Source organism: Rhizobiaceae bacterium, from assembly GCA_023953835.1.
Classification (GTDB): domain Bacteria; phylum Pseudomonadota; class Alphaproteobacteria; order Rhizobiales; family Rhizobiaceae; genus Mesorhizobium_G.
In genome coordinates, this window is the sequence record JAMLJB010000001.1 from 3,562,297 (window position 1) to 3,579,806 (window position 17,510).

Here is a 17,510-nt window from a genome sequence, read left to right on the forward strand (position 1 = left end):
AGCCGCTTCGAAATTGAACCGCAATTATTGGAATAATCGACATCGCTTGCCCGCCTTCCCAAACTTTGAAGGCGAACCGCGCAGCCCGCAACGGAAACCAATTGTTAAGGTTAATTTCCGTCAAGCCTGTGGATGACCTCGTCAGGCGGGGAAAAGCGAATCCACGATCAGCGCGGGATCATGGCGAGGGCCGAGCATGCCGTAGGTGGACCTCCATTGGCCGCCAAGCCGCGTGGCGACAAAGGCGTCGGCAATGCGGCCTGCCCCGAGCCGCCGCAATTCGGCTCCGGCGGCGGACAGGGCAAGCTGCTCCGCGAAAATGCGGGCCGACCCCTCGTCCGATGCCGCGACGTCGCGCGCGGCGCGAAGCACCACGGATGTGCCCTCGGCCTCCTTGCCGAGACTGGCTTCGATGTCGCCCAGCACCTCGTCCAGGATTGCCGGCGCGCGCGCCATGACGCGCAGCAGATCGAGCGTCATCACATTGCCCGAACCTTCCCAGATCGCATTGACGGGAGCCTCGCGATAATAGCGTGCAAGCGGACCTTCCTCGATGTAGCCGTTGCCGCCAAGGCATTCCATCGCCTCATAGACCAGCGACGGCGCGGTCTTGCACACCCAGTACTTGACGACGGGCGTCATGATGCGCGCGAACGAGGCTTCCGTCCTGTTCTGCGCGGCGAGATCGAACGACCGCGCAAGGCGCATGGACAGCGCCGTCGCCGCCGCCACGTCGAGCGCCATGTCGGCCAGCACGCGGAGCATCAGCGGCTGGTCGATCAGCGTCTTGCCGAAAGTCTGCCGATGCCGCGCGTGGTGAACGGCCTCCGCGACGGCTGCGCGCATCAGGGCAGCGGACGCCAGCGCGCAATCGAGACGGGTCAGCGTCACCATGTCCATGATCGTCTTGATGCCCGCGCCCGGATCGCCGACCAGTTCGCCCAGCGCGCCTGAATATTCCACCTCCGCCGAGGCATTGGAGCGATTGCCGAGCTTGTCCTTGAGCCGCTGGAACCGCAGCCCGTTCATGCTGCCGTCACCGAGAATGCGCGGCACGAGGAAGCATGAAAGCCCTTCGGTCGTCTGCGCCAGCATCAGGAACGCGTCCGACATCGGCGCGGACATGAACCATTTGTGGCCCGTCAGCCGGTACACCGCACCGCCCGCGCGCTCGGCATGCGAGCTGTTTGACCGCACATCCGTGCCGCCCTGTTTCTCCGTCATGCCCATGCCGAGCGTCAGCCCGGTCTTTTCGACCGGCGGCTTCTGCGTCGAGTCATATTTGCGGCTGGTGATGCGCGGTGCCCACTCCCGAAAAAGCTTGGTGCTCGACATCAGTGCGGCAAGGGAGGCGCTGGTCATCGTGACCGGGCACAGATGGCCGCATTCGAGCTGCGCCGTCAGGAAGTAGCGGATGGCCCGCACCTGGTGCCGGCGGTTGGTCTCGGCCTGGGCATTTTCCCAGATGGAACTGTGCAGGCCGTTGGCGATCGAGCGCCGCATGAGCGCGTGGTAGGCGGGGTGAAATTCGACCAGGTCGATGCGCCTGCCCTGTCGGTCATGCGTTTTCAGCCGTGGCGTTTCGACATTGGCGAGACGTGCTAGCTCCTGCGCATCCGTGGACAGCACAAACCTTCCGATGGCGTCGAAGTCCTTGCGAATTTCTTCCGGGTAGTCTTCCGCGATCTGGACCAGCAAAGGGTCGTTGCGCCAGGCGCTGCCTCCACTCATCGGCGGTGTCTGGTTGGTCACTTCATGCGTCACACGCTGTCTCCAATCTGCGCACACCCGGTACGACGAAACACTGCATCAGAACATAGTCATATGAACAAATAATCTGTTGAATCAGAAAATTGTCCTTCGCAGCCTGACTTGCGGCATTTGCGCACCCCTTCTATAGCAATTCGCTCAGATGACCCGATCTGACGCTCTGCCGCTCTTCCGACATCGCCATTTACTTGGCATACGCGACCTGTCCCCGCAGGACATCGAGGACCTGCTGGACCGGGCCGACGATGCGGTGGCCATATCCCGACAGGCCGAGAAAAAGTCCGCCGTGCTGCGCGGGCGTACGCAGATCAATCTGTTCTTCGAGGCGTCGACCCGCACGCAATCCTCATTCGAGCTTGCCGGCAAGCGGCTCGGCGCGGATGTCATGAACATGTCGGTCGCCAGTTCCTCGGTGAAAAAAGGCGAGACGCTGATCGACACGGCGATGACGCTGAATGCGATGCGCCCGGACATTCTCATCATCCGCCACCAGTCCGCCGGGGCCGCCGCATTGCTCGCCCAGAAAGTCGGCTGTTCGGTCGTCAATGCCGGCGATGGCGCGCATGAGCATCCCACGCAAGCGCTGCTCGACGCGCTGACGATACGCCGCGCCAAGGGGCGGGTTGCGGGGCTGGTGGTCGCGATCTGCGGCGACATCCTGCATTCGCGCGTGGCGCGCTCCAACATCATCCTGCTCAACGCGCTCGGCGCGCGGGTGCGCGTCGTCGCCCCGTCAACGCTGCTGCCGTCCGGGATCGCGGATATGAGCGTCGAGGTGTGCCGCACCATGCAGGAAGGATTGAAGGGCGCCGATGTCGTCATGATGCTGCGCCTGCAACGCGAGCGCATGGCAGGCTCTTTCGTTCCCTCGGTGCGGGAATATTTCCGCTACTACGGGCTGGACGCCACCAAGCTCGCGCATGCCAAGCCGGACGCGCTGGTCATGCATCCCGGGCCGATGAACCGTGGCGTGGAGATCGCCTCCGAGATCGCGGACGGGCCGCAAAGCGTTATTCAGGAACAGGTTGAAATGGGTGTCGCCGTGCGCATGGCGGTCATGCAGGCGCTGCTCGACCCACGCCGCAACGCGGAGGCCGGCCAATGATCGTCACGGTCTTCGAGCATGCGCGGATCGTCGATCCGTCGCGCGGCATGGACGAAATCGGCACGCTGATCGTCGAGGGCCGCAAGATTGCCGCGAGCGGCAAGGGCGCGCTCAACCAGGGCATTCCCGAAGGGGCGACGCGCATCGATTGCCGGGGCCGGACGATCATTCCCGGCCTTGTCGACTCCCGTGTCTTTATCGGTGAGCCGGGCGCGGAGCACCGCGAGACAATCGCCTCGGCGAGCGAGGCCGCCGCTGCCGGGGGCGTGACCTCCATCGTCATGATGCCCGACACAGATCCCGTGATCGACGATGTAGCGCTGGTGGAATTCGTGCTCAGGACGGCCCGCGATACCGCGAAGATCAACGTCTTTCCCGCCGCGGCCATCACGAAGGGGTTCCACGGCAAGGAACTGTCGGAATTCGGCCTGCTGCGCGAAGCGGGCGCGGTCGCCTTCACCGAGGGACGCCACACCATTTCGAACTCGCTCGTCATGCGGCGCGCGCTGACCTATGCCCGCGACTTCGGGGCGATGATCGCCCACGAGACACAGGATGCGGACCTGTCATCGTCGGGCGTGATGAATGAGGGGCTGTTCGCCAGTTGGCTGGGGCTTTCCGGGATCCCGCGCGAGGCCGAGACTATCCCGCTGATGCGCGACCTGATGCTCGCGCGCCTGACGCGCGGCTCATATCACGCCGCGAAGATTTCCACCGGCCTCTCTGCGCAGACAATTGCGCGCGCAAAGCAGGAGGGAGTGACGGCGACTGCGGGCGTCTCGATCAACAATCTCAGCCTCAACGAAAACGATATCGGCGAATACCGCACCTTCTTCCGCCTCGATCCGCCGCTTCGCGCGGAGGAGGACCGGCTCGCCATAGTCGAGGCGCTGCGTGACGGCACCATTGATGTCATTGTCTCGTCGCACGACCCGCAGGACGTGGACACCAAGCGCCTGCCCTTCTCGGATGCGGCGGCGGGCGCAATCGGGCTGGAGACCCTGCTCGCGGTCGCCTTGAGGCTGCATCACAGCGGCGAGGTTCCGCTGCTGCGCCTGATCGAAACGCTTTCGACCGCGCCCGCCCGCCTGTTCGGGCTGCCTGGCGGCACGCTCAAGCCAGGTGCGATTGCCGACCTCGCGCTTGTCGATCTGGACGAGCCGTGGATCGTGCGCGAAAAAGACATTCGCTCGCATTCGAAGAACACCTGTTTCGAGGACGCGCGGCTTCAGGGCAAGGTCTTGCAAAGTTGGGTCGCCGGTCGCAAGGTATTCGGCCAGTGAGGGGGAAATGCCGTGATTGTTCTGGCGGCGCTTATTTTCGGTTATCTTCTGGGTTCCATCCCGTTCGGGCTGTTGCTGACGCGCGCCGCCGGTCTCGGCGACGTGCGCTCGATCGGCTCGGGCAATATCGGCGCGACCAATGTGCTGCGCACCGGCAACAAGGGCTTGGCGGCGGCGACATTGCTGCTCGACATGCTCAAGGGCACCGTGGCGGTGCTGATCGCCGGACGCTTCGGCCTTGAGCCGGCGATGGCGGCGGGCTTTGCCGCCTTCATCGGGCACATCTTCCCCGTGTGGCTCGGCTTCAAGGGTGGCAAGGGCGTCGCGACCTATCTCGGCGTGCTGCTTGGCTTCGGTATCAACCCGGCGCTCGTTTTCGGCGTTGTGTGGGTCGCGATGGCGGTGATGTTCCGCTTTTCGTCATTGGCGGCACTTTCCGCCGCGATCATCGTTCCGGTCTCACTCTGGTACATGGGCATGTTTCCCGTCGCCCTGATGTTCGCGGTGATGAGCGTCATCGTCTTCTGGAAGCACCGCGCCAACATCCAGCGGCTGGCTGCCGGAACCGAAACGAAGATCGGTTCCAAAGGCTAAGCATTGTCTCCACGACTTTCCGACCGCCAGCGGGTGCAATGGCTGCGTCTTATCCGCACGCAGAATGTCGGCCCCGCCAGTTTTCGCGCGCTGATCAACCGCTACGGCTCTGCCGAGAATGCCCTTGAGATGCTGCCTGAACTGGCTGCGCGCGGCGGGGCGCGCAGTGCGTCACGCATCCCGTCTGTCGCCGAAGCGCAGGCCGAAATCGATGCCGCCGCGCGCATCGGCGCGCGTCTCATTGCCATCGGCGAGGCCGACTATCCGGCCTTTCTCGCACAATCGGACAATCCGCCGCCGCTGTTGACCCTGCTGGGGCATGCGGAGCCTATGGCGCGGCCCTCCATTTCGATTGTGGGCGCTCGCAATGCCTCGCTTGCGGGAATGAAATTCGCCCAGAAGCTCGCGCTCGATCTCGGCGGCCATGGCTGGACCATCGCCTCTGGCATGGCGCGCGGCATCGATACGGCGGCGCATCGCGGTGCGCTGGAAAGCGGCACGGTGGCTGTGCTCGCGGGCGGTATCGACCGTCCCTACCCGCCAGAAAATGTGCCGCTCATGCACCAGATCGTCGAAAAAGGCGGCGCGGTGATCTGCGAGATGCCGTTTGGCTGGGAGCCCCGCGCGCAAGACTTTCCGCGCCGCAACCGCATCGTCGCCGGGCTTTCGCTGGGCCTCGTGGTGGTCGAGGCGGCGATGCGCTCCGGCTCCCTCATCAGCGCGCGCATGGCGGGCGAACTCGGCAGGATCGTCTTCGCCGTGCCCGGCTCTCCGCTCGATCCACGCGCCGGGGGCACCAACAATTTGTTGAAGCAGGGGGCGATTCTGGTCACCGACGCGCGGGATGTGCTGGACCATCTGGAGCCGATGCTCGGGCGCGAGCGGGCGACAACGCCCCGGCTCGATGAGCCGGTGGACTTTACGGGCGCGCCGTCTCACAGCGACGAGGACAGGGAAACCATCGTGGAGCTACTCGGACCCGCGCCGGTCCCGGTCGATGATCTCATTGCCCATTCGGGGATACATCCCGCGAATGTTCATCTGGTTCTGCTCGAACTCGACCTTGCCGGAAGGCTGGAACGGCACCCCGGCGGTCTGGTTTCCCTAGTTTCTGACTGCTAGCGGCGGCAACACCTTTATCTGCGTCGCCGTTTCGCTCGCTTCGATCTGCGCCATGTCAATCAGATAGGCCAGTACGTGCAATTCCTTGCTCTGGGCCATCAAACGCAACTGACTCAACATCGCCGCGATATATTCAATTGCCAGCAATTGTTCGTGCCTGTCGTCGCTGTCCATGCTGTCGTCCGCCATTGCCGGATGCAGTTCTTCCAATTAGCTATCGCGCAAATGAGAGCCTTGCAACCACAATTCCATATACAATCACTATATTTATTTTAAGTTGTTAATATATCCACGGGAAAAAATCCAACCCGACCCTTGACCGGGCGGAAAAGCAAAGCCATTTGACGATCCTTCTGCGTTTTTGAGCGCACCGCCCCGCCACCCTGCCCCGCAGCATGGCCAGAAAGAATCGAGACAAATGGACGTTGTCGTCGTCGAATCGCCCGCCAAGGCCAAGACCATAAACAAGTATCTGGGCCGCAATTATAAGGTGCTCGCCTCGTTCGGCCACGTGCGGGACCTGCCCGCGAAGGACGGCTCCGTGCGTCCGGACGACGATTTTTCCATGTCCTGGAGCGTCGATGCCGCATCCGGCAAGCGGCTGACCGATATTGCCAAGGCGTTGAAGGATGCAGACGGCCTTATCCTCGCAACCGACCCCGATCGCGAGGGCGAAGCGATTTCATGGCATGTGCTTGAAGTGCTCAAGCAGAAGCGCGTCGTGAAGGACAAGCCCGTCAGTCGCGTTGTGTTCAACGCCATCACCAAGCAATCGGTGCTCGACGCGATGGCGCATCCCCGCCAGATCGACGCACCGCTGGTCGAAGCCTATCTCGCGCGGCGCGCGCTGGACTATCTGGTCGGGTTCACGCTCTCCCCGGTCCTGTGGCGGAAATTGCCGGGCGCGCGCTCGGCGGGGCGAGTGCAATCGGTTGCGCTGCGCCTCGTGTGCGACCGCGAAGCCGAGATCGAGCGGTTCGTCCGCGAGGAATATTGGCAGATCGCCGCCACGCTGCGCACGCCGCGCGCGGAAAGCTTCGAGGCCCGGCTGACCGAATTCGAAGGTCGGAAACTGCAAAAGCTGGACATCAAGACCGGCCAGCAAGCCGATGATATCAAAGGGATGTTGAACGGCGCTGCCTTCAAGGCCGCATCCGTCGAGGCCAAGCCGACGCGGCGGAACCCGGCCCCACCCTTCACCACTTCGACGCTCCAGCAGGCAGCCTCCTCGCGACTCGGCTTTTCCGCGAACCGCACGATGCAGGTTGCGCAGCGGCTCTATGAAGGCATGGACATTGGCGGAGAGACGGCCGGCCTGATCACCTATATGCGTACCGATGGCGTGCAGATCGCACCCGAAGCCATAACTTCCGCACGCGACGTGATCGAGCACGAATTCGGCACGAAATACCTGCCTGAAAAGCCGCGCTACTACGCCAACAAGGCGAAGAACGCGCAGGAAGCGCACGAGGCCATTCGCCCGACCGATTTTTCGCGCCTGCCGCAGGACATGAAGAAATATCTCGATGCCGACCAGGCACGGCTTTACGAAATGATCTGGAAGCGGGCCGTCGCGAGCCAGATGCAGCCGGCGGAAATCGAGCGCACGACGGTCGAAATCGACGCGGCCAATGGCAGCCGCACGGCAAGGCTGCGCGCGGTCGGCTCGGTCGTCAAGTTCGACGGTTTCATCGCTGCCTATACGGACGTGAAGGACGAGGATTCGGAGGACGAGGAGAACAGGCGCCTGCCGGAAATTCATGCCGGCGAAGGGCTGGAGCGCGAATCGGTCAACGCCACGCAGCATTCCACCGAGCCGCCGCCCCGCTATTCCGAAGCCTCGCTCATCAAAAAGATGGAGGAATTGGGGATCGGTCGCCCGTCCACCTATGCCGCCACGCTCAAGACGCTGGAAGACCGCGAATATGTGGTGATCGACAAGCGCAAGCTCATCCCGCATTCGCGGGGCCGCATCGTCACGGCCTTTCTGGAAAGCTTCTTCGACAAGTATGTCGAATATGATTTCACCGCCGACCTTGAGGAAAAGCTGGACGAAATCTCGGATGGCAAGCTCGAATACAAGGTGGTCCTGCGCGATTTCTGGCGGGATTTTTCCGCCGCCGTGGAAAGCATCAAGGAGTTGCGCGTCACCGACGTTCTGAACGCGCTGAACGACGACCTCGCGCCGCTTTTGTTCCCCGCCCGGGAAGACGGCAGCGACCCCCGCGTCTGCCCGAAATGCGGGACTGGAACGCTTTCGCTCAAGCTCGGCAAATATGGCGCATTCGTCGGCTGCTCGAACTATCCCGAATGCGGCTTCACCCGGCAGTTGGGAGACGCGTCAGGCAATGGCGAAGCCGAATCCGTGGAAGACGGCACGAAGGCACTAGGCACCGATCCTTACACCCAGGAAGAGATCACGCTTCGGTCCGGGCGCTTCGGCCCCTATGTCCAGCGTGGAGAGGGCAAGGAAGCCAAGCGGTCGAGCCTGCCCAAGGGCTGGACCGCCGAATCCGTCGACCACGAAAAGGCGCTCGCCCTGCTGTCGCTGCCGCGCGACGTTGGCAAGCACCCTGAAACGGGCAAGATGATTTCCGCCGGGCTCGGGCGCTACGGTCCGTTCGTGCTGCATGACGGCACCTACGCCAATCTCGAATCGATCGAGGACGTGTTCTCCATCGGCCTCAACCGTGCTGTGTCGGTCATCGCAGAAAAGCAGCAGAAGGGGCCTCGCGCGCGCGGCGGCACGCCTGCGGCAATCAAGGACCTCGGTGCGCACCCCGATGGGGGCGGCACGATCACTGTTCGCGACGGGCGCTATGGTCCCTATGTCAACTACGGCAAGGTGAACGCCACGCTTCCCAAGGGTAAGGACCCGGCGAGCGTGACGCTTGAGGAAGCGCTTGCGCTGATCGCCGCGAAGTCCGAAAAGGATGCGGCGAACGGCGGCAAGAAGCCATTCCGGCGTGGAAAGAAGGCATAGCTTGAACCAGGACATTCCGGGAGGCCGAAAAGGTGGCGGATCGAATTCCGGCGACACCGGCTCCCGGAAACAGGGCATTCGGCCAAGCCGTGATGATATAATAAAATATATCTCCGAGAACCCGGATGGCGCAGCCAAGCGTCAGATCGCCAAGGCCTTCTCGTTGAAGGGCGATGACCGCCTCTGGCTGAAGGACCTGCTGAGGGATTTGCAGAAGGAGGGCTTCCTGCGCAGGCGCAACAAGCGTCTCGTGAAGCCCGGAACACTGCCCCATGTAACCGTGCTGGACATTTTCGGGCGCGATTCCGACGGCAGCCTGCTTGGGCGCCCCACGGAAGCGCGAGACGGAAACGGCGAACTGACCGTCCTGATCCGCGTCTCGCGCGGCGGGCCTGTCGCGGGCGTTGGCGACCGCGTGCTTGCAAAGACCTTCCCGGCGGAACGGGCGGAAGGCCCGCCCTATACCGCCCGGATCATGAAGGTGTTCGAGCGGCGGCGCGAGGCCGTTCTGGGCATATTCCGCGCCGCGACCGACGGAACGCTGCGCATCGTGCCGGTGGAACGCCGCCAGGCCGAGTTGATCGTTGATCCCGAATTTCGTGGCGCGGCAAAGGAGGGCGATCTCGTCGAGGTCGAGCCGGTCCGCATCGGACAATACGGCTTGGCGCGCGCCAAGGTGCTCGCGGTGCTGGGGTCGTTGACCTCGGAAAAGGCGGTCTCGATGATCGCCATCCATGCCCACGAGATTCCGCATATCTTCCCGGCGGATGTACTAGCCGAAACAGAAGCTATGAAGCCGGTCGGGCTTGAAGGACGCGAGGATTGGCGCACGGTTCCGCTCGTCACAATCGACCCCGCCGACGCCAAAGACCACGACGATGCGGTGTTTGCCGAACCCGATCCCGACGAATCCAATGCGGGCGGATACATCGTCACGGTCGCAATCGCCGATGTCGCGGCCTATGTTCGCCCCGGATCGGCCATCGACCGTGAGGCGCTGAACCGTGGCAATTCGGTCTACTTTCCAGACCGCGTGGTGCCGATGTTGCCGGAACGTCTTTCCAATGACCTTTGCTCCCTGAAGGAAGGGCTCGACCGGCCCGCATTGGCTGTGCGCATGACGTTCGCGGCGGAAGGCCGGAAGCTACGGCACAGCTTCCATCGTGTGACCATGCGCTCGGCGGCCAAGCTCGCCTACCCGCAGGCACAGGCAGCGATTGACGGAAACCCCGACGAAAAGACCGCGCCGCTGCTCGATTCCGTGCTGAAGCCGCTTTGGGCCGCCTATGCGGTGTTGAAGCGGGGGCGCGAGGCCCGCGAGCCGCTGGAACTGGACCTGCCGGAGCGGAAGATCCTGCTGAAGCCGGATGGCACCGTCGACCGGGTCGTGATTCCCGAAAGGCTCGACGCGCACAAGCTCATCGAGGAATTCATGATCCAGGCCAATGTTTCGGCTGCCGAAACGCTGGAGCGCAAGAGCCAGCCGCTGGTCTACCGGATCCATGACGGCCCGTCGCTCGCCAAGCAGGAATCGCTGCGCGAATTTCTCCAGACCATCGGAATTTCGCTTGCGCGCGGCGCGCAGTTGCGCCCCTCGCAGATCAACCGCATTCTGGAGCGCGTGCATGGCGAGGACAATGAAACGCTCGTCAACGAGGTTGTGCTGCGCTCACAGAGCCAGGCGGAATATTCCCCCGAGAACATCGGCCATTTCGGCCTCAACCTGCACCGTTATGCGCATTTCACCTCACCGATCCGCCGATATGCCGACCTCATCGTGCACCGGGCGCTCATTGGTTCGCTGGGCCTCGGCCAAGGCGGCATCACCGGCGCGGAAGAAGCGCGGCTCGAAGAAATCTCGGCGCTGATTTCCGCGACCGAACGACGCGCCATGGCGGCCGAACGCGACACTGTTGACCGGCTGGTTGCTGCGTATCTCTCTGAAAGAATTGGCGAAATCTTCGAAGCGCGGATATCCGGCGTCACCAAGGCGGGACTGTTTGTCCAATTGCCCGAATTTGGCGCAGACGGTTTTGTTCCCATATCTACGCTCGGAGACGACTACTACCGCTTCGACGAAGGTGCGCGCGCGCTCTATGGCGAGCGCTCCGGTCGAGGTTTTCGGCTGGCGGACACCGTTGAGGTGCGACTGGTTGAAAATGCACCTCTGGCCGGCGCGATGCGGTTCGAAATGTTGAGCGACCCCAAGCCGCTTCCGGGCACAAGGCGGTCGTATCACAAGTCGAAGGGTGCGAAAAACAAGGCGAGGCAACGCGCCTCGCAGCCGCGCGGCCCGCGGCACAGGAGATGACGATGGCGGATCAGGTCACTGGAATTGAACAGGTATTCGGCGGCGAGAACCATTCGGGCCGCCCTGCCCGCCCGCTCAAGGAAGCGATCAAGCGCGGCATTCTGGGTCGGTGCCCTGCCTGCGGCGAGGGCCATCTGTTCCGCGCATTTACAAAGACTGTGGACCGCTGCGAAGCATGCGGCGAGGAAATGTTCCACCATCGCGCTGACGACCTGCCGGCTTATCTCGTGATCACCGTTGTCGGGCACGTCGTGCTGACCCTGTTCCTGATCGCGGAACTGGTGCTCAACTGGTCGAGCTGGCAGCACCTCGCACTTTGGGTTCCCGTCACGCTGGTGATGTCGCTTGCACTCCTCCAGCCCGCAAAGGGCGCGGTCGTCGGCCTGCAATGGGCAAACTACATGCACGGCTTCGGCGGTGAGGGCGACGGCCTCGAAACGCACCCGGAATTGACCGAAACGGCACGGTAAAATAATACCACATTTTTATCTATATGTTTTTGCTTGTTTTTTTGTTTCTGCTTCCTGTTTCGTTGAATTGACCGCATATTCGATCTGAACTATAAGCCTGCGCAAGACAGCGGCCTGACGGGCCGCCGTTTTATTATTGGCAACCCTTTTTCCGGTGCGCCAATTCAAGCAACAAGAAACGCCCTCGCCTGAGGGTCCAAACAGGACAATGCCATGACAACCTTTTCGCAAAAGCCTGCGGAAGTGGTGAAGAAGTGGGTGCTGATCGATGCCGAGGGTCTCGTCGTCGGACGTCTCGCCTCCATCGTCGCCAACCGCCTGCGCGGCAAGCACAAGCCGACCTTCACCCCGCATGTCGACGATGGCGACAACGTCATCGTGATCAATGCCGACAAAGTGGCGCTGACCGGCAAGAAGTACACCGACAAGATGTACTACTGGCACACCGGCCATCCGGGCGGCATCAAGGAGCGCACCGCGCGCCAGTTGCTCGAGGGCCGTTTTCCGGAGCGCGTCGTTGAGAAAGCCGTCGAGCGCATGATTCCCCGTGGCCCGCTTGGCCGCCGCCAGATGAAGAACCTGCGCGTTTACGCCGGAACTTCTCACCCGCACGAGGCGCAGCAGCCCGAAACGCTGGATGTCGCCGCGATGAACACCAAGAACAAGAGGGCTTAACAATGGCCGAACTCAGCTCCCTCGCCGAACTCGGCACGGTGGCCGCAACAGAGCAGCCGGCAGCACCCGTCCATGTCCAGAAGCTGGACAGCCAGGGCCGCGCCTACGCCACTGGCAAGCGCAAGGACGCGATTGCCCGCGTCTGGGTCAAGCCCGGCTCCGGCAAGATCGTCGTCAACGACAAGGAATTTGCCGCCTATTTCGCAAGGCCGGTGCTCCAGATGATACTCAACCAGCCCATCGTGGCGTCCAACCGCGTCGGCCAGTTCGACATCGTTGCGACCGTCACGGGCGGTGGCCTCTCCGGTCAGGCCGGCGCCGTGCGCCACGGTATCTCCAAGGCGCTGACCTATTACGAGCCGGCGCTGCGCAGCGTGCTCAAGAAGGGCGGCTTCCTGACCCGCGACAGCCGCACGGTCGAGCGCAAGAAGTACGGCAAGGCGAAAGCCCGCCGCAGCTTCCAGTTCTCCAAGCGCTGATCGCTTCCCCATCGTGGAAAAAGGCCGCCTCCGGGCGGCCTTTTTTGTTGTGGCGCTACCCGCCGAAATGGTCCGCGGAACTCATATTGACCGGACCATACGGCTTTCGGAAGCCGTGCGCCTCCAGCCACTCGATTGCCGCCTTGGGTTCATCGGTCTGGACAATCGTCGCGCCCTGCTCGATCCAGAAACCGAACACATCGTCGGGATTCGAGGCATTCACCGCCAACTGGTCGCCGCGCCCGCCCGCGAGATAGCCCGCCGGCTTGTTCACGATGGCATAGGTATTCACCCACATGTGCCAGTCGCCCCGGATCGCTTCGGCCCGCACATGCGGACGGAACAGCGCGCCGCCATCCGCAGTCACCTCGCCGGGCTCGCGGCGCCAGTTGATCATCTCCACCGCGTCGGCGCCGACCGCGCCCGTCGTGGAGCGCACAAACGACGCATCGCGCACCGCGTCGTCGGCGATTATCGGCATGAAATGCACGCGAGCGTCCATACCTCGCAGCAGCGCCGTCGCCTCGCTCACCTTGTCCGCATTCCAGAGATTCTGCTTGATGATGATCTGATCCTCGACGCCGAGGGAACGCGCCTCCTCCACAATCCCGCCAAGCTCGGAGAAGTCCAGCTTGTTGTCGATATTGACCAGAACACGACCACGGGCGGCGACCAGGACGTCTCGGAGCGTCGGAACGGGTTCGTCGGTCACCTTGCCCGTCTCCTCGATCCGAAGCCTGCACGGCGCCAGATCCGCAAGTGTCCTCTCGACCAGCTGACCCCGGCACGTCGTGGTCCGGTCCAGCCAGGTGTCATGCAGGGCGACATACACATTGTCGCGCGTTTTCTGGACGTCGATCTCCACGATCTCGACACCGAGCGCCACTGCGGCGCTGATCGCGTCGAGCGAATTTTCGGCCCGCACGACCTGTCCGTTCTCCCGCACACCGGCCCGATGGCCGACCACCATCACATGGTCCCGCCACTGGTTGGCATGCTCGAAGCGATCCAGGATGGAGACAACACGGGGCTCGAATTGCCCGGCCCGGGATGGCGAATGGGTCCCGAGGAGCAGGAGCGCAGCGAGCGCTGGAACAAGACGCATGTCGAATCCCTCGACATTTCCGTTGGCGCCGGGATAGGCGCGCCATGCAACAGCGATGTGAAGCTTTGACGAAGCGCCAATGACGCCTGCGTGCGGGATCAAGGGGAGACTGGTGGGCGATGACGGGCTCGAACCGCCGACATCTTCGGTGTAAACGAAGCGCTCTACCAACTGAGCTAATCGCCCCTGCAGGCGCGGACCTTTAAGCGCTAACGCCCGCCCGCGCAAGCCCAAATCGGGGTCATTTCCCGCGTGAATCGCACTTCGCCAAGGCCGTTCAACAAATCCGGCAAAGCATTCCAGCATAGTTGAAAATAAGCGATGCCAGCGCCTTGACACCTCCCAACGAACCCCTTAATTCCACGCCCATCGACGCGGTTCGATCGAACCGGTGTCGCAATGCGCGGGTGTAGCTCAGTCGGTTAGAGTGCCGGCCTGTCACGCCGGAGGTCGCGGGTTCGAGCCCCGTCACTCGCGCCATTTTCTCAATCATCGATGAGCAGCAAGCAGCGCAGACGCCGCCTTTTCCCCTGCCGCTATGCTTCGCAGCGAGATGCCGAAAGGTCCAGGGCCAATCCGGTTGCCAGAAACAAAAGCGGCCGGGAATCCCCGACCGCCTGATGACAGGAAGTGCTGTAGAATGCTTAGTTCAGCGCGTCCTTGAGACCCTTCCCCGCAGAGAACTTCGGGCGAACCCGTGCAGGCACCTTCACTTCCGCGCCGGTCTGAGGATTGCGGCTGGTCGAAGCTGCCTTCTTGACCGCGCTGAAATTGCCGAACCCAACAAGACGTACGTCGCCGCCCTTCTTCAACTCGCCGGTGATTGCCGAGAACACCGCGTCGACAGCTGCCTGCGCGTGCGCCTTAGAGAGATTTGCGGTGTCCGCAACCGCTGCAATCAGCTCGTTCTTGTTCATGAAGAGTTTCCTTCCTAGGAGAAAATTTGAGATCTAGCGACTCAACTAAGAGAAGGCGATATTAGTGAGAGTTGACAGGGCCACCAAGCGGAAACCCTAGCAAAATAAGGAAAAACCCAAGTTTTCTACGGCTTTCTACAGGAAAGATGCAGCCGGGCGTCGGCCCGGCTGCACTGATTGTCGGCTAATCGCTGCCGCTCAGTGAGCGACGAACTTGCCGCTGTCTTCCGCGCTGTCGGCGGGGGCAGCCGAGCTTGCGGGCTCAACCCATTCGATGGGCTCCGGCATGCGCAGCAGCGCGTGCTGCAACACCTCCCCGACCCGCGAAACCGGAATGATCTCCATTCCGCTTTTCACATTGTCCGGAATGTCGGCAAGGTCTTTCGCGTTCTCTTCGGGGATCAGCACCTTCTTTATGCCACCACGCAGCGCGGCAAGGAGCTTTTCCTTGAGACCACCGATCGGAAGCACTCTGCCCCTGAGCGTGATCTCGCCCGTCATCGCGACGTCCTTGCGAACCGGAATGCCGGTCAGCACGGAAACGATGGCGGTCGCCATCGCGGTGCCGGCCGACGGACCGTCCTTTGGCGTCGCGCCTTCGGGAACGTGCACGTGGATGTCGCGCTTGTCGAAGAGAGGCGGCTCGATGCCGAAATCCAGCGCCCGGCTGCGGACATAGGATGCGGCAGCCGAGATCGACTCCTTCATGACATCGCGCAGATTGCCGGTCACCGTCATACGGCCCTTGCCGGGCATCATCACGCCTTCAACCGTCAACAGCTCGCCGCCGACCTCGGTCCAAGCCAGGCCCGTGACGACGCCGACCTGATCCTCGCCCTCGGCCATGCCATGCCGATAGCGCGGCACGCCCAGATAGTCGTGGATGTTGTCGGGCGTGATCTTCACCGACTTCTTCTTGGTCTTGAGGATTTCGGTGACCGCCTTGCGCCCGAGCTTCATCAGCTCGCGCTCCAGCGAGCGCACGCCCGCCTCGCGTGTGTATGTCTGGATGACGACGCGGATGGCGTCTTCCGAAATGCTGAACTCCTTGGGCTGCAAGGCGTGGTCGCGGATCACCTTCGGCAGAAGGTGACGCTTGGCGATCTCGACCTTTTCGTCCTCGGTGTAGCCGGCGATCCGGATGATCTCCATGCGATCCATCAAAGGCGCGGGAATGTTCAGCGTGTTCGCCGTGGTCACGAACATCACGCTCGAAAGGTCGTACTCGACCTCCAGATAGTGGTCCATGAACGTGGCGTTCTGCTCGGGATCCAGCACCTCCAGAAGTGCCGAGGACGGATCGCCCCGGAAATCCTGCCCCATCTTGTCGATCTCATCGAGCAGGAAGAGCGGGTTCGACTTCTTGGCCTTCTTCATCGACTGGACGACCTTGCCGGGCATCGAGCCGATATAGGTACGGCGGTGTCCGCGGATTTCAGCCTCGTCGCGCACGCCGCCCAGCGCCATGCGCACAAACTCGCGCCCGGTCGCCTTAGCGATGGACTTGCCGAGCGAAGTCTTGCCGACGCCGGGAGGACCGACGAGGCACAGGATCGGACCCTTTAGCTTGCGCTGCCGGCTCTGCACCGCGAGATATTCGACAATGCGCTCCTTGACCTTGTCCAGGCCGTAGTGATCGGCGTCCAGCACTTCCTCTGCAAAAGTGAGGTCGTGCTTGACCTTGGAGTTCTTGCCCCACGGAATGGAGAGCAGCCAGTCCAGATAGTTGCGCACGACGGTCGCTTCCGCCGACATCGGCGACATGGTGCGCAGCTTCTTCAGCTCCGCCTCCGCCTTTTCGCGCGCTTCCTTGCTGAGCTTGGTCTTCTTGATGCGGGCCTCGATTTCCGCCGCTTCGTCGCGACCGTCCTCGCCCTCGCCAAGCTCCTTCTGAATCGCCTTCATCTGCTCGTTGAGATAGTACTCGCGCTGGGTCTTCTCCATCTGGCGCTTGACACGCGAGCGGATGCGCTTTTCCACCTGGAGCACGGAGATTTCGGCCTCCATGAAGCCCATCGCTTTCTCAAGGCGTTCCTTTACGGAAAGCGTGGAGAGAAGCTCCTGCTTCTCAACGATCTTGACCGCGAGGTGCGACGCGACCGTGTCGGCCAGCTTCGAATAGTCTTCGATCTGGCCGGCAGCGCCCACAGCCTCCGGGGAAATCTTCTTGTTAAGCTTCACATAGTTCTCGAAGTCGGCGACGACGGAGCGCGCAAGCGCCTCGATCTCGACTTCCTCTTCCTTCGGCTCAGCGAGAACTTCCGCTTCCGCCTCATGGAAATCGGCGCGTTCGAGGAAGCCCTTGACGCTTGCGCGAACGGAGCCCTCGACGAGAACCTTCACCGTTCCGTCGGGCAGCTTCAGGAGCTGCAGCACATTGGCGAGCGTGCCGACGTCATAGATCGCGTCGGGCTGCGGATCGTCGTCGGCAGCGTTCTTCTGGGTCACGAGCAGAATCTGGCGCTCGGAACCCATCGCCTCTTCAAGCGCCTTGATCGATTTCTCGCGGCCGACGAACAGCGGCACGATCATGTGGGGAAACACCACGATGTCGCGCAGCGGAAGCACCGCAAACACGCCGGAACCTGAGGGCTTGGTTGTCTTGCTCATTTTGAACCTTTCATGCGGCCGCACCAGGCCAGCCGCGATTCTCGATCATAGCGACACAGGATCGATCCGCCTATCACCCATTGGCT

14 protein-coding genes and 2 tRNA genes are annotated in these 17,510 nt (G+C 62.5%); 10 read left to right on the forward strand and 6 right to left on the reverse strand.

The features are described 5' to 3' along the window. Positions 1-141 precede the first annotated feature (141 nt). A complete protein-coding gene (locus M9924_16800; protein ID MCO5066056.1) occupies positions 142-1,764 on the reverse strand; it encodes an acyl-CoA dehydrogenase family protein in 1,623 nt (540 codons plus the stop codon). Between the two features lie 148 nt (positions 1,765-1,912). Between M9924_16800 and M9924_16805 the strand changes: the two genes are divergently transcribed. The 4 genes from M9924_16805 to dprA are packed head-to-tail and all read left to right on the forward strand — an operon-like array spanning position 1,913 to position 5,874. Then, complete coding sequence (locus tag M9924_16805; protein MCO5066057.1) at positions 1,913-2,875, forward strand: aspartate carbamoyltransferase catalytic subunit; 963 nt, start codon at positions 1,913-1,915, stop codon at positions 2,873-2,875. Further along, complete coding sequence (locus tag M9924_16810; GenBank protein MCO5066058.1) at positions 2,872-4,158, forward strand: dihydroorotase; 1,287 nt, start codon at positions 2,872-2,874, stop codon at positions 4,156-4,158. The genes M9924_16805 and M9924_16810 overlap by 4 nt, the downstream gene beginning before the upstream one ends. A gap of 12 nt (positions 4,159-4,170) precedes the next feature. Beyond that, on the forward strand, positions 4,171-4,752 hold the full coding sequence (gene plsY / locus M9924_16815; protein ID MCO5066059.1) for a glycerol-3-phosphate 1-O-acyltransferase PlsY: 582 nt from the start codon (positions 4,171-4,173) through the stop codon (positions 4,750-4,752). Between the two features lie 3 nt (positions 4,753-4,755). Continuing rightward, complete coding sequence (gene dprA, locus M9924_16820; protein ID MCO5066060.1) at positions 4,756-5,874, forward strand: DNA-processing protein DprA; 1,119 nt, start codon at positions 4,756-4,758, stop codon at positions 5,872-5,874. Here dprA and M9924_16825 read toward each other — a convergent pair. After that, a complete protein-coding gene (locus M9924_16825; protein MCO5066061.1) occupies positions 5,857-6,084 on the reverse strand; it encodes a hypothetical protein in 228 nt (75 codons plus the stop codon). The two genes, dprA and M9924_16825, sit on opposite strands and share 18 nt — an antisense overlap. Before the next feature lie 208 nt (positions 6,085-6,292). On the opposite strand from M9924_16825, the gene topA reads away from it, so the two are divergent. From topA to rpsI, 5 genes are all read left to right on the forward strand, one after another. Next, on the forward strand, positions 6,293-8,857 hold the full coding sequence (gene topA / locus M9924_16830) for a type I DNA topoisomerase (protein MCO5066062.1): 2,565 nt from the start codon (positions 6,293-6,295) through the stop codon (positions 8,855-8,857). Beyond that, the gene (gene rnr, locus M9924_16835; GenBank protein MCO5066063.1) at positions 8,808-11,168 is read left to right on the forward strand and encodes a ribonuclease R; all 2,361 of its coding nucleotides are present in this window, start codon (positions 8,808-8,810) and stop codon (positions 11,166-11,168) included. Before topA ends, rnr begins: the two co-directional genes overlap by 50 nt. Further along, positions 11,165-11,638 carry a DUF983 domain-containing protein gene (locus M9924_16840; GenBank protein MCO5066064.1) on the forward strand — a complete coding sequence of 158 codons (474 nt, stop codon included), beginning with the start codon at positions 11,165-11,167 and terminating at the stop codon, positions 11,636-11,638. Before rnr ends, M9924_16840 begins: the two co-directional genes overlap by 4 nt. Positions 11,639-11,851: 213 nt before the next feature. Beyond that, positions 11,852-12,313, forward strand: a complete 462-nt coding sequence (rplM, locus tag M9924_16845; protein ID MCO5066065.1) for a 50S ribosomal protein L13 — start codon at positions 11,852-11,854, stop codon at positions 12,311-12,313. A gap of 2 nt (positions 12,314-12,315) precedes the next feature. Beyond that, on the forward strand, positions 12,316-12,792 hold the full coding sequence (rpsI, locus tag M9924_16850; protein MCO5066066.1) for a 30S ribosomal protein S9: 477 nt from the start codon (positions 12,316-12,318) through the stop codon (positions 12,790-12,792). A 55-nt stretch (positions 12,793-12,847) separates the two neighbouring features. On the opposite strand, the gene M9924_16855 is transcribed toward rpsI, so the two are convergent. Both M9924_16855 and M9924_16860 read right to left on the reverse strand, forming a co-directional pair. Further along, positions 12,848-13,999 (reverse strand): glycerophosphodiester phosphodiesterase family protein, encoded by a 1,152-nt coding sequence (locus M9924_16855; protein MCO5066067.1) that lies wholly within the window; start codon positions 13,997-13,999, stop codon positions 12,848-12,850. 8 nt (positions 14,000-14,007) lie between these two features. Then, positions 14,008-14,083: transfer RNA gene (locus tag M9924_16860), tRNA-Val, on the reverse strand. Positions 14,084-14,300: 217 nt separating this feature from the next. On the opposite strand from M9924_16860, the gene M9924_16865 reads away from it, so the two are divergent. Further along, positions 14,301-14,377 (forward strand) — tRNA-Asp (locus M9924_16865). A 164-nt stretch (positions 14,378-14,541) separates the two neighbouring features. Here M9924_16865 and M9924_16870 read toward each other — a convergent pair. Then, positions 14,542-14,814, reverse strand: coding sequence for an HU family DNA-binding protein (locus tag M9924_16870; GenBank protein MCO5066068.1), 273 nt, complete (start codon positions 14,812-14,814; stop codon positions 14,542-14,544). A 198-nt stretch (positions 14,815-15,012) separates the two neighbouring features. Then, on the reverse strand, positions 15,013-17,424 hold the full coding sequence (lon, locus tag M9924_16875) for an endopeptidase La (GenBank protein MCO5066069.1): 2,412 nt from the start codon (positions 17,422-17,424) through the stop codon (positions 15,013-15,015). Between the last annotated feature and the right edge of the window lie 86 nt (positions 17,425-17,510).

Bases quoted from the DNA above. Each gene is read 5' to 3' on its own strand.
- M9924_16805 (MCO5066057.1), top strand. From the start codon at position 1,913: ATGACCCGATCTGACGCTCTGCCGCTCTTCCGACATCGCCATTTACTT.
- M9924_16810 (MCO5066058.1), top strand. From the start codon at position 2,872: ATGATCGTCACGGTCTTCGAGCATGCGCGGATCGTCGATCCGTCGCGC.
- topA (MCO5066062.1), top strand. From the start codon at position 6,293: ATGGACGTTGTCGTCGTCGAATCGCCCGCCAAGGCCAAGACCATAAAC.
- rnr (MCO5066063.1), top strand. From the start codon at position 8,808: ATGCGGCGAACGGCGGCAAGAAGCCATTCCGGCGTGGAAAGAAGGCAT.
- M9924_16840 (MCO5066064.1), top strand. From the start codon at position 11,165: ATGACGATGGCGGATCAGGTCACTGGAATTGAACAGGTATTCGGCGGC.
- rplM (MCO5066065.1), top strand. From the start codon at position 11,852: ATGACAACCTTTTCGCAAAAGCCTGCGGAAGTGGTGAAGAAGTGGGTG.
- rpsI (MCO5066066.1), top strand. From the start codon at position 12,316: ATGGCCGAACTCAGCTCCCTCGCCGAACTCGGCACGGTGGCCGCAACA.
- M9924_16870 (MCO5066068.1), bottom strand. From the start codon at position 14,814: ATGAACAAGAACGAGCTGATTGCAGCGGTTGCGGACACCGCAAATCTC.
- lon (MCO5066069.1), bottom strand. From the start codon at position 17,424: ATGAGCAAGACAACCAAGCCCTCAGGTTCCGGCGTGTTTGCGGTGCTT.